Source organism: Gracilibacillus sp. Marseille-QA3620 (genome assembly GCF_054950035.1).
This window is the reverse complement of sequence record NZ_CM143102.1, coordinates 838,854-851,376: the sequence shown is the minus strand read 5'-3', so window position 1 is coordinate 851,376 and position 12,523 is coordinate 838,854. Positions and strand designations below refer to the sequence as shown.

At 41.3% G+C, this 12,523-nt stretch carries 14 protein-coding genes; 1 reads left to right on the top strand and 13 read right to left on the bottom strand.

What is annotated here, in order from left to right; genetic code table 11:
• From ACY8DX_RS04290 to ACY8DX_RS04275, 4 genes are all read right to left on the bottom strand, one after another.
• Positions 1-258 (bottom strand): hypothetical protein, encoded by a 258-nt coding sequence (locus ACY8DX_RS04290; protein WP_462406257.1) that lies wholly within the window; start codon positions 256-258, stop codon positions 1-3.
• Positions 259-749: 491 nt separating this feature from the next.
• A complete protein-coding gene (arsC, locus tag ACY8DX_RS04285) occupies positions 750-1,169 on the bottom strand; it encodes an arsenate reductase (thioredoxin) (protein WP_462406256.1) in 420 nt (139 codons plus the stop codon).
• A 13-nt stretch (positions 1,170-1,182) separates the two neighbouring features.
• Positions 1,183-2,250: an ACR3 family arsenite efflux transporter gene (gene arsB, locus ACY8DX_RS04280; RefSeq protein WP_462406255.1), complete on the bottom strand. Its 1,068-nt coding sequence runs from the start codon at positions 2,248-2,250 to the stop codon at positions 1,183-1,185.
• Between the two features lie 18 nt (positions 2,251-2,268).
• Positions 2,269-2,571, bottom strand: coding sequence for an ArsR/SmtB family transcription factor (locus tag ACY8DX_RS04275; protein WP_439803095.1), 303 nt, complete (start codon positions 2,569-2,571; stop codon positions 2,269-2,271).
• A 363-nt stretch (positions 2,572-2,934) separates the two neighbouring features.
• Here ACY8DX_RS04275 and ACY8DX_RS04270 point away from each other — a divergent pair, with 363 nt between their 5' ends.
• A complete protein-coding gene (locus ACY8DX_RS04270) occupies positions 2,935-4,110 on the top strand; it encodes a M28 family peptidase (protein WP_462406254.1) in 1,176 nt (391 codons plus the stop codon).
• A gap of 96 nt (positions 4,111-4,206) precedes the next feature.
• On the opposite strand, the gene ACY8DX_RS04265 is transcribed toward ACY8DX_RS04270, so the two are convergent.
• The 9 genes from ACY8DX_RS04265 to ACY8DX_RS04225 form a co-directional block, all read right to left on the bottom strand.
• On the bottom strand, positions 4,207-4,482 hold the full coding sequence (locus ACY8DX_RS04265; protein WP_462406253.1) for a hypothetical protein: 276 nt from the start codon (positions 4,480-4,482) through the stop codon (positions 4,207-4,209).
• 48 nt (positions 4,483-4,530) lie between these two features.
• Positions 4,531-4,674, bottom strand: a complete 144-nt coding sequence (locus tag ACY8DX_RS04260) for a hypothetical protein (protein WP_462406252.1) — start codon at positions 4,672-4,674, stop codon at positions 4,531-4,533.
• 139 nt (positions 4,675-4,813) lie between these two features.
• Positions 4,814-5,056: a hypothetical protein gene (locus ACY8DX_RS04255; protein WP_462406251.1), complete on the bottom strand. Its 243-nt coding sequence runs from the start codon at positions 5,054-5,056 to the stop codon at positions 4,814-4,816.
• The gene (locus ACY8DX_RS04250) at positions 5,049-5,966 is read right to left on the bottom strand and encodes an alpha/beta fold hydrolase (protein WP_462406250.1); all 918 of its coding nucleotides are present in this window, start codon (positions 5,964-5,966) and stop codon (positions 5,049-5,051) included. Before ACY8DX_RS04250 ends, ACY8DX_RS04255 begins: the two co-directional genes overlap by 8 nt.
• A 299-nt stretch (positions 5,967-6,265) precedes the next feature.
• Positions 6,266-7,159, bottom strand: a complete 894-nt coding sequence (locus ACY8DX_RS04245; protein ID WP_462406249.1) for an aminoglycoside 6-adenylyltransferase — start codon at positions 7,157-7,159, stop codon at positions 6,266-6,268.
• Between the two features lie 266 nt (positions 7,160-7,425).
• Positions 7,426-7,626 carry a cold-shock protein gene (locus ACY8DX_RS04240; RefSeq protein ID WP_049671990.1) on the bottom strand — a complete coding sequence of 67 codons (201 nt, stop codon included), beginning with the start codon at positions 7,624-7,626 and terminating at the stop codon, positions 7,426-7,428.
• Positions 7,627-8,142: 516 nt separating this feature from the next.
• The gene (locus tag ACY8DX_RS04235) at positions 8,143-8,343 is read right to left on the bottom strand and encodes a cold-shock protein (protein WP_049671990.1); all 201 of its coding nucleotides are present in this window, start codon (positions 8,341-8,343) and stop codon (positions 8,143-8,145) included.
• A 478-nt stretch (positions 8,344-8,821) separates the two neighbouring features.
• Positions 8,822-11,119 (bottom strand): bifunctional glutamate--cysteine ligase GshA/glutathione synthetase GshB, encoded by a 2,298-nt coding sequence (gene gshAB / locus ACY8DX_RS04230; RefSeq protein WP_462406248.1) that lies wholly within the window; start codon positions 11,117-11,119, stop codon positions 8,822-8,824.
• Positions 11,109-12,431, bottom strand: a complete 1,323-nt coding sequence (locus ACY8DX_RS04225; RefSeq protein WP_049671992.1) for an MATE family efflux transporter — start codon at positions 12,429-12,431, stop codon at positions 11,109-11,111. The genes gshAB and ACY8DX_RS04225 overlap by 11 nt, the downstream gene beginning before the upstream one ends.
• Between the last annotated feature and the right edge of the window lie 92 nt (positions 12,432-12,523).

Here is a 12,523-nt window from a genome sequence, read left to right as displayed (position 1 = left end):
CTACATACATATTTGTAAATCAATCATTCTTGTATTTACATAAGCAATCAGAACAACATATCCAATAATCAAAACAGGAATCAATGCTTGTGCATCCGGGTGATTAATGAGGGCCCCTCCAATCATGACCATGCCCATGATGAGATTGTAAGAGCCAACCAATCCTGCGAGCTTTTCAATCAATAACACCTCGGAGTTATTGCGGCGAAAAGTTGTTCGGGCCCCGTCCGAAAACCTTCCTTTCAACTTTTCTGCCATCCGCCGGAGGCTTCACCTTTATTCAGAGGGTGTTTGCATTCATCTCGCGCTTATCTAAGTTGAAGACTTTTGCTGAATAAAGGTAAAGCCTGATAAGAGCCAAGTTTGCTTTTTCACCCCTATGAGATATGCGAGTATAAACAAGATAATGGCTATTATGATGAAAGATTGGTTCACCACTCCATTCCTCCTTCTATTACTCTTTCTCCTTGATTCCGTTCTTTCCCTTCAAAAAACCATATTTCTTTTAAGCTATAACGAATGATTCTTATATATGAAGTAAATCGAAAGCTTGGATTGCTAGTTCTTTGGGTAGTCTTATCCTTTATTAGTCGGTGTTCAGATAACGATTGGTATTTTATTCAGGCATCAGGGCGCTTGGCCGGCCTTCCTCCATTAAAGAAAAGTTGCAACAGAGTTCGAGTATCCATAAATCCAATTTAAATAAAGAGGCGGCAAGAGAGAAATCTCCCTGGCCGCCTAGTCTCCAATCATTCACCTGTTTTAGCGAACTCACTGATTCTTGCTCCAATCTCATCACGCACATGCTGGAAGAAGGCCCATTTTTCCTCTTCTGTACCTTCTGCCTTCGCCGGGTCATCAAATCCCCAATGAACCCGCTTCACATTGGGCGGTGTTACTGGGCAGTGCTCATCTGCGTGCCCGCATAATGTTACAACGAGCTCAGCATGATTTAAGATTTCCGGATCAATGACATCAGAAGTATTTGTGGAAATATCAATCCCCACTTCCTTCATTGCCTTGACAGCATTCGGATTCAGTCCATGCGCTTCAAGTCCTGCGCTTTTCACTTCCCACTCAGGCAAGAGCTTCTTCGCCCAGCCATCTGCCATTTGACTGCGGCATGAATTGCCGGTACATAAAAAATAAATCGTTTTTTTCTTTTTCATCTATTACTTCCTCCTAGTTATCTAATGATGCTTCATCTCGAAAGTATTTCTTCTGCCAGCGCAAGGCAACATTCACCAGGGCAATTAATACCGGTACTTCAACGAGCGGACCGATGACCGCCGCAAAGGCCACCCCGCTATTAATACCAAACACGGCAACAGCCACCGCAATCGCCAGCTCAAAATTATTACTTGCTGCTGTAAAGGACAATGAAGCCGTAACCGGATAGCTGGCTCCAGCCTTTTTCGATGCAAAGAAAGACACCGCAAACATAATCAAGAAATAAATCAATAATGGAACGGCAATTCGAAGCGCATCCATAGGCAGCTCAACGATCTTATCCCCCTTTAAGGAGAACATCATGATAATCGTAAAGAGCAGCGCAACCAGGGTAAGCGGAGAAATCTTCGGCAGGAATGCTTCCTGATACCATTTCTCTCCCTTTAGCTTTAACCCTAAGTAACTCGTCAGCATCCCTGCCGCAAATGGTATTCCTAAATAGATGAGAACACTCTTGGCGATTTCCCAAATGGAAATCACCACTGTTAGGTTCTCCATGCCAAACACACCTGGCAGGACGTTTAAGAAGAAATAGGCAAATACGGAATAAAATACGATTTGGAACACCGAGTTAAAGGCTACAAGCCCTGCCACATATTCCCGATCACCGCGCGCTAAATCATTCCACACGATAACCATCGCGATACAGCGGGCAAGTCCAATCATGATTAATCCTGCCATATACTCCGGATAATCATGTAAAAATAGAATAGCCAGGAAAAACATCAGAACAGGACCGAGGAGCCAGTTTTGGAACAAGGAAAGCAGCAGGACCTTCCAATCCTTAAACACTCGCCACATCTCTTCATAACGGACCTTTGCCAATGGGGCGTACATCATCAAAATCAGCCCGATAGCGATTGGAATCGAGGTCGTTCCAACTGAAAACGTATCTAATATATCTTTAAAATCTGGTAACCAGACCGCTATTAACACTCCAAGTGCCATTGCCGCAAATATCCACAAGGTTAAGTACCGATCCAAGAAGCTCAGCCTTTTGGTTACACTTTTTTCTTTCACTTTTATCTCCTCACTTCCTTAGCATTCACTCTGGCAGCTATTCACATCAATTGGCTTAAGCTCATCAATGATTGCCTGTATGTATGGCTTCTGTTCCTCATTCAAGCGAAAATGCTTCCATGTGCCCTTCTTCCGTTCGAGGATGATTCCGGCATCCTTCAGTTTCTTCAACTGCTGACTGACAGCAGGCTGAGAAATATTCAAGATGTCAACGAAATCACAGACACATACTTCTCCATGCTTTAGACAGGCCAATAGCTTCAACCGGTTTGAATCACTTACGGCTTTTAGCAGCTGTGCCATTTCTTCAGATTGATTCATCCCCTTCCCCCCTCCCTTATATATAATCAATCACTTATATAATACAATGCTTATATTATACAGAATATGATTTTCTTTTCAAGATTTTTGGCCATTGGAGTCCCCCGCCTAATACAGACATATTTAGCAGCACTCACGTATACCCCAAAAATAAAGAAAGGAATGTGACCACATCATGAAGAATGAGCAAGTTGAAGATAGACTTTTCAAATGAAAAATCCAATAAACATGGAACAATTCTCAATAGATGAAGATTCGTATTTATCAACGAGTTATTTAGGGAAAAGAATTTTGTGGAGTTATGCAAGAGCCTATCATACACACAGATGGCTCCTTGAATAAATAAGTCAGGAGGGAAACAAGATGAGTCAGAGGGAGAAGATTAAACGGCACCTAAACAAGCTTTGTAAGGATATCGGCCCTCGCCCGACAGGATCGGCACCCAATGAGGCCGCAGTGAAATATGCGTGTTCAGAATTAAAGGCATGTGGACTGTCAGTGGAGCGCCAAGAATTCGACTGTATCGATTGGCATAATGATGGAGGCAGACTGTATGTTGACGGAGAGAGCATCCCTATCACTCCTGCTCCATACACGCTTCCTTGTGAGACGGAGGCTGAGCTGGTCTGCATCCAGTCAATCGATCAATTACGCCAGGCTGATCTCAAAGGCAAAATTGTCGTCCTATATGGAGAGATCTGCATAGAACCGCTCATGCCTAAAAGTTTTATGTTTTGGAATCCTGAAAAGCATCAGGAAATAATCGCCTTGCTGGAAAACGGGAACCCATGTGCCGTTCTGACCATCAGCCTTGATGCAAGCGAGCTTGTCCCAATGATTGAAGACGGGGATTTTAACATTCCATGCGCCATTCTACCAAGGTCCTGCCTTCCTGCCCTGCTCACGGGTAAAACAGCGAACCTGATTCTGCGCACAGCTCGCATGAACACCAAGGCTGCCAATGTCATCGCCACTTATGGAGAAGGACCAGAAAAAATCGCCCTCTCCGCCCATATCGATACAGCGCCCCAAACTCCTGGAGCGCTCGATAACGCATCAGGTGTGGCCGTTTTATTAGGACTTGCAGCCGCACTAGAAGGAAGTGAATTGCCTTACCAAATCGAATTTGTCCTTTTTAACGGGGAGGATCATTACTCAAACATTGGTGAAATGGTCTATCGCGGGTCCTATCTAGCTGCCCCCGCTTCATACAAATATGCGATTAATGTGGACGGGGCTGGTCTGCAGGACAGTTTAATCTCCTACTCATTTTATGAGTGCCCCGAAGATTTAGAGAAAATGGTGGCGCAAGCGGCGGTCGCGTATAAATTAGAACAAATTGACCCTTGGCCGCAAGGCGACCATACCCTATTCTCTTTAGCAGGAGTCCCGGCAATCGCCATCACCTCCTCTAAGATTTTCAGTCTAATGGGGTCTGTTCTCCACACAGAAAACGATACGGATGAACGAATTGATTTAGACAAGCTTGAGTGCCTCGTCAGCTTCCTCAAACAGGTCATCCAAAACAGCAGCCGGTGATTTTTTCATCGACTGCTGTATTCAGAATGAACTATTTTAACCCTTTGCTAATAGGGAAAAAGCTGCCCAAAGGACAGCTTTTTATGAACAGTCACACTAATCCATATCATTGAATGCTGTGAATGCCGAGCCAGATGAGGTATGCCCATTAACCCATTCCTGAGAAATACTGGACAAATGATCCCAATCAGGGATTCTTGCGTTATGCTCAGATACCCAGCTTAAGCAATATTGCGGATCGATACTTTCCTCATAACACTTGGATAAGAAACGTTCAATATTGGCTTCCTTACAATTCTCAAATGCACCGCACGTTTGAGAAAAAATTTGCTCCATTTTTGCTTGGATCTGATTCCTGCTATATCCTGTCATTTTGCTTCTCCTTCATTAGGGCAAAGATTATTTACATCCAACTGTTTTCTATTCTTCATTCGTTTTAACATTGGAACCATGACGGCTGCTTACTGTTGGGATATGCTTCAAAGGAGAATCACCATTCTTTGAAGTCGTTTCCTGATTACGTACCCGATATTTATTCTTCAATTGGCCTTGATTATCGTTCAAGATTCTTCACCTCCATTGTCTAACCTTTGAAGAATGAAAGAAATTTATTCAATGGGAAGATGAAAATGGCAGCTATATATTCGAAATAAGTATCAAAAATAAAAAAAAGCCGCCAGCAAGGCAGCTTCTTCATCCTTAATTACCGTTCCCCCATACCCATTCCTAGCACCAAAAGACCAAAGAGCACCCACGCAGCACCATTCAGCAAAATCCCTCCCAGAATGGTGTACCACTTCTTCGAAAGGCAGGCAAAAATAATCCCCATCAATGAAAGGACGGTGAACCCCAATAAAAAGGGACCCGCATTTTTTGGGCGTAGAAAAAAGGCTAAAACCGCATTAAAGCCGCCCATTAGCAAGGATAGCTTCGCAAACTTATTCATCCTTCCTCTCCCCCTTCAAAAAAACACAGACCACCTTGTAAAATTCATCTGCCGCTTCATAATGAGGCGTATGCCCGCATTCTCTTACAATATACGTCTCACCAAGCCTCACATCGATTTGGAAAGCATCCATTTGAATCGGACAAGGCACAGCATCATGCTCTCCCATAATCAATAAACAAGGCATGCTTAATTCTTTTAATAATGGCAGCACGTTTTTAAATATCCTTCCCTCATCCCTTAATCGGTTATAATGAACCTCAGACCGTTCATAGAATAAGTCCCATTCAGTATCTGTATACACGCTCGTATCTGCCAGATCATCAAAATTATATGTATACACACGCATTCGATTATCACCAAGATACTCCCGCTCCTCCATATATCCTTCTACAAGCTCTCTCGTTCGGATAGATGAATTTCGTATCAAAGACAAGCAACGCTCCTGAACATCAAATAACTCATATTCTGCACAAAGTCCAGCTGTTTTCTTCAGCAGCGACTTCGCCGTAAGCCGAAAATCAAAGGTCGGCCCCTCGAAGACTACCTTCTCTATCGAGTCGGGATACCGTGAGGCATACAGCAAGGCAAGGTAGCCTCCAAATGAATGCCCGATGACGGACCATTTATCTATTCCAAAATAACAACGGAGGCCCTCACAATCTTCGATTAAATCATCAAGCCCGAATGGTTCATGTACGTCTATCTCCTCTGACCTCAATGTCCCCCTTTGGTCAAAAGCAACGACACAGAAATCACTCCCGAATCTCTCTAGTTGATGATAGGTGAAATCAAAGCACCCCTCACCCGGTCCGCCATGCAAATACAAGATGACATTCTTCTGCCTCTCGCCACTGATCTCAACGTACAACTGTTTACCGCGAATTTCGATAAATCTTCCTTCTTCCATATTGTCTCCTCCTCATTTTTAGGATAAGTACACCTTAAATAGACGGAGGAGGCCGAGCCGATAATGAAATTAGTTAATGAAAGGGTTCCATATCATATTTCATACTCTGCCGCCTTTCGAAATCATCATTTCATATCTTTATTCGCTATGGTTTAGAAGAATACCTTCCGTAAAGTGATACTTCAATCAGTTGAGCCTCACCCACACAGATGATTAGTTGAACCATATCATGGTTTATCGGGCAGTTAATTTCCTAACAATCTTCCCTATTCACTTCCTTCCCTTAGGCGGAAGCCTTACTACCTATTATGGGGGAAAAGTTCTACCGCATCAGCAGGCAGGTTCCGAACACGCTGGAGGTAGTGCATCATATTCTGATCATCTTCCAATGGATAGGTAAAATCAAAATGGTCAGCGACATCCCGTGCTAATATTCTAAACAATTCACATGTGGTAAAGACAGCCTCCCACATATTTGAATAATCCGAATCAGAATACGTCCCTTCATACATCTCCCAATAAGCTTTAGGAAGATGATTCTTAACATACTTGCCCAGCTTTCCAGTAGAAATGTGAAAATCATGCTGAATGCCTATCCACCAGGAAAAAATTAATTCTAGCGGTACCCTCATCGTCTGTTCAAACATGTGCTTGGCATATGGAAGCTCATCACGCCATATCCCTTTGGCCACGTTTTGCGAGCACCACCAAAAATCATTCGTATACCGATTATATTCCTCCTCCGACGGCTTTACGACATGGTAGTCACAATCCGTTGGCGCAGGAATAGCGGGGAGCAGACCATCCTTATCCAATAAAGGGCATGTAAGCTTATCTAGACCGTATTCTCTCTGCATGCACTCTTTCGTTTGAAGTCGAAGATCGATTCGATTCCCATCGTTAAAGAGCATCAAGAACATATAGGATTCCAAACTCTCTCCCTCATGCGCAGTCACCCCGTCTTTCTTATCAGGCTCCTGCATCATCAAAAGACCCCCGAATGCAGTAAGCCATTCCCGCCTCTGAATGAAAGGCTTTATCTCCTCCACCACATACACCACATCATAATCTTGAAACAAATCCTTGGGCGCATTCGGATTTGTCCGTGAGCCATTCATATAGACAGCTCGAATGCGTTCATCCTGCTTAGCGGTTGCTAAAATTAGGTCCATCATCTCTTGTTCAGTTCTCATAGGCACCCTCCTTTATTCCTTCACTATTCTCTTCCCATTACCGAAAGATTCAACAAGCTGTCTATAATAGGAGAAATTTGTTTCTAAACAGGTTCCAAATTAGGGATAATACAAGCGTTGTGCTATACTTAACTTACCATTTGCTATTACAAGTTTCATACGTTTGTTGCACAAGTCCTATTCAATAATTGAATAGGACTTTTTTAATTGTAGAGATGAGTATAAAAAAAAGACCCTGCACCGGCAGGGTCTTTTCTTAGCTGTTATTAAGCTTTTTGAACGTTTGTAGCTTGTGGGCCGCGTTGGCCTTGTTCTACGTCAAAAGTTACACTTTGACCTTCGTCTAAAGATTTGAAACCTTCGCCTTGGATTGCTGAGAAATGTACGAATACGTCTTCTCCGCCTTCACGTTCGATAAATCCAAAGCCTTTTTCTGCGTTAAACCATTTTACTTTACCTTGTTCCATAGTTGTTGCCTCCTAGTGTGTTTCCACACAATGTATTACTATCCTTGCTCAAAACCTTAGACGAAAATCAAAATCACTTCTCAATCTGAAACCGAACAAAAATAATTCTTACTAAGAATAACAGATATATTTGAAAATATCAAACAATAAGACACCTCCCTTTCATAATAGATGTCTATCCATGTGTCTATCCGGGTTCTGCCCTCAAACATTCAATCAATAAAAAGGGTGTTTTCAAACTGTTAAACATTCTCTATGTATGACAGATATAAAAACAAAAGATCCAGAGCTATGTCGTAAGTAATTGAAAAACAATAGACAATCCACCTCTTTGACAATAAACCGTTTAAATTAGGGATTATTCAATCACTGTGCTATACTTAGCCTACCATTTGCTATTACAAGTTTCATACGTTTGTTGCACAAGTCCTATTCAATAATTGAATAGGGCTTTTTTAATTGTAGAGATGAGTATAAAAAAGACCCTGCACCGGCAGGGTCTTTTCTTAGCTGTTATTAAGCTTTTTGAACGTTTGTAGCTTGTGGGCCGCGTTGGCCTTGTTCTACGTCAAAAGTTACACTTTGACCTTCGTCTAAAGATTTGAAACCTTCGCCTTGGATTGCTGAGAAATGTACGAATACGTCTTCTCCGCCTTCACGTTCGATAAATCCAAAGCCTTTTTCTGCGTTAAACCATTTTACTTTACCTTGTTCCATAGTTGTTGCCTCCTAGTGTGTTTCCACACAATGTATTACTATCCTTGCTCAAAACCTTAGACGAAAATCAAAATCGCTTCTCAATCTGAAACCGAACAAAAATAATTCTTCTTAAGAATAACAGGTATGTTTAGAAATAGCAAATAATAACACCCCCTCCATATTGTTTCTTTAATCGTTAAGATTATCATTGATTGTAAAACATGGCTGTTAACAGCCGTATCCAGCACTTTCTTGAATAGAAGCGCAGCTTAAAAGCTCGCCATACCCCGTACAACCAACTAAAATGAAGAGACATAATGGAAGCAGATAGATGGCCATTGTTTTTTTCACGTAACCACCCTGTAAGAATGCCTTATGATTCAATATTCTCCACAATCCCCATAAATCCTTTTTAACCGCTAACCACCTGTGGCATGGTTATGAACAAAGCACACAAAAAATGCCAGTGGTTTCCCACTGGCTTCATCTCTGAAACTTAATCTAATTCTAAGAGCTGGAGAATGTTATAGGCTATATTTCGTTCCTTCCCCTCATATGGATACGAATGAATGTGGATGGCAGGGTTGAAATTCAATTCAATGATGGAATATGGGGAGTGGTCATCAGTTAGATCCTCCACTATCATATCCACTCCACAAATATTGGCTCCAACTGATTTGGAGGCCTCTACCGCTATTTTTTTGAAGCTGATTGGCACCATGTCCGTAACATCGACGCTGTCCCCGCCGGTGGATATATTAGAGTTTTCACGTAAATATTGCTCTTCTCCTTTGGGTATAACAGAGTCAATTGTTAGGTTTTGCTGTTCTAGAAAAAGCTTCATGTTTTCATCAATCTGGATTTTCTCTAGAGGCGTTTTATACCCCCTTCCTCTTAATGGATTTTCATTTTTTTGGTCTATTAATTGTTGAATGGTTGATATTCCATCACCTGTAACATTGGCTGGCACTCTATGCAAGACTGCCACCGTCTCATCTCCAATGACCAAAAAGCGATATTCTTTCCCTTTTATGAAAGGCTCTATAAGAACGGCCGAATCCTCTCTGAAAGCGATATTTAATGCTTGAATCAAGCTTTCTTTACCGGCTCCTTTCGGGAATATTGAAATCCCCAATCCAAAGTTTGTTGATTTTGGCTTTATAACTAATGGCCGATTAACCCAATGGTGAATTGAATCTTTAGCAGATGCCAGATCAAAAAACTCTTCCCCTTCCGGAGTATGCAAACCGTTCCTTTTAAGAATCTGCTTGGTCACGCTTTTGTTTTCCATGATCAAAACAGCGACATACTGATCCTTGCTCGTTTTTGTCGCCTGTTTGACATATTGCACATTGCTCCCTTTTATTAGTTCGATAAAATTCTCTTTTCGATCCATGATTCCGAAAGAGATGCCTCTCTTAACGCTTTCCTTCAGCAGTATTTGTGTTGAAAGCTCCATATCGGTATAAGGTTTAAATAAGAAGCGTTCACGGAAAGCTGCGTCTCTATGTTTTTTAGCCAATTCCATATGCGCCTCTATATACCCTTTTTCTTTACATAACTGGCCCAGTTTATAGGCATAGGTCTTTTCTGAATTGTGAATGATGTCTTCCTTTGCTTTCAGAACTTCCTTAAATGGCAGCTCATATTGCTCGTTCATTTTTAACAGGTCCTGTATGATTTCGTTTCCCCAGCTTCTTATGGAAACCTCTGCGCCATTTTGTCGGAGCATAAGCTGCCCATTTTGACCTTCAACAGCTGCTTTTTGGATATTCCGCTCACTTTCTAGCTGCCATTTTTCGTATGGCGGCTCGTCCTTTTCTATGCAATATAATAAAAATAAATGAATAAAATTCAAATCAGCAACGGAAAGTCCACTCTTTACAAATGGGTTGATATCAATCGTGCGAAGCTCTACGTACTCAATACCGTCTTGCAGTAAATCCTCTGTGGAATATACAGGACCTTTGCCCTTCAACCGCACCTGGGTATAGAGCTCCCTTATATCTTTAAGCACCCCGTGGTTGATATAAGCTGTAATGGAATCCACATAATTTTCGAGAGAGGAATAATCCAATTCGATGAATTCTTTGTTTTGATACCCACAAAGGCTATTTCGATAAGATATGGCCTTGTTGTTCGAATACGTTTCAGGAGAGATTTCTTCCATCGTATCTACGCATTTCTTCTCATAGGTTGTATGAATCGTATTGGAAGCACCAAGGGTATAGACCAGGAACCACTGGTAACGTAAGTAGTTGCGAGTAAGCTTTAAATAAAGATCCTGCTTAAACGCTTGATAGGATTTTTGTTGATTGGTTTTCGTATAGAGTGTCTGTATCAATGCATCTCCTAAGGAGAAGTTAATGTGAATTCCAGAAATAAGTTGTTTTTTTCCTCCATATTTGTTTCTCAAATACTCTCGATATTGCTCATCTTTTTCCTGGTTAGGGAAGATCGCTATCGGAATATCTTCTACTTCCGGTGTGATGGCAGGCATGGATTGGGGCCATATAAATTCATTGCCCAGCTCCAATGCCGCTATATTGTATAAGGAGTCTAAAAAATCAACCGCATCGTTTGTTGTATGAAAGACGGGTGTAATCAATTCTATTTGAGATTCTGAAAAATCTGTCGTGATATAAGGATGCTCTTTTTTATCACCAAAAACAGCAGGATGCGCTGTAAAAGAAAGAGCTCCTTCACTTGTAACACGTAACCCCTCCCGTTCAAGTCCAATATTCACATCCAAGATCTGTTTATTTGAAAGAGTAGAGAAGAGATTAAATGGCATGCTGATATTTCCTCCTATAAATTGTGTTGAAAATGAGCACGGATACTATTCCTTTTACAAATGACGAAATCGCAATACTCCACCAAATCCCAGCCAACCCTAATGAAGGAATAAGCAAGATGGCTAGAGGTATTCGCATTAGCGTAAAGATAACAGAAATCGTTGAAGGGATTTTCGGCATACCAATCCCTGTGTAAGCACCCATGCAAATGATTTCAATTGCCATAAATATTTGAGAGAGACCGATTATTGTCAGATAGGCTGAAGTAATCGCGATTGTTTCAGGATCGCGCGTAAATATCCCAGCTAATTCTTCCGAGAAGAAGATAAAGATGATGCTCGTTATAAGGGCATAGGATATGCCGAGCAATAGACTAACCCGGTACCCTTTTAAGATTCGTTTATATTTTTTTGCTCCAAAATTCTGACCAATGAAGCTGCCAACCGCTCCATTTAAACTGCCCATGACAATGAATGTAATCGATTCAATTTGAAGACCGATTTTTTGTGCGGCAACCGCATCCGTTCCATAAGAAGCAATCATGATAGCTAGTATGATATTGATGACGGTAAACAGAATTCGTTGTATTGACATCGGAATACCAAGTCCTATGATTTCCTTGAACTGTTGAAAACGTATTTGGAAAATGTTCTTCTTGAACAGAATACTTCTCGCTAGATAGATAAATAAAATGAACATAAGAATGTGAGAAATCAATGTCGCAATGGCAGCACCAATGACGCCCCATTTAAATGTATAGATAAAAATCGGATCAAGAATGATATTTAAGATAAGACCAAAGGCACTGATATAGAAGCTTTGTTTATTGTTTCCAAAGCTGCTGAACATTCGAATGAAGAACGTGTTGAAATAGGAGAAAAAGAGCATAAAGGCAGACACCGCCAGGTATTTATAAGCATCTATTTGTACGGCATCATTATTTAAATTCAATAAATCCAACAGACGATTTCCAAATAACAGCAATCCAAATACGGTTATAATGCCAATAAAAAGATTCAATAACAAAGAGCTTCCAATATAGGAAGCACTCTCTGCGTCATTCTTCCTCCCTACTGAATGAGCGATTTTTATTCCTCCGCCAACGACAATCATTGCTTGAACCGCATATCCCAAATTTATAAAAAAGCTTGCTGATCCAACGGCAGCAATCGCATCAGGACCAAGACCTCCAACGAAGATCATGTCAATAAAGTTATATAGAAACTGGAGCAAGGAACTTCCTATTAGCGGAAGAGACAAAAGAGAGATAACCGAAAGTTCATTCCCAGAAGTTAAGTCAATTTTTTTCATTTCTTATCCCCTACTAAAAGTGTGTTAGAAGCATTGATGAAGCAAATGCTTTCCTCCTATTATGACCCTCAGGTGCATTTACAAGTAAATCT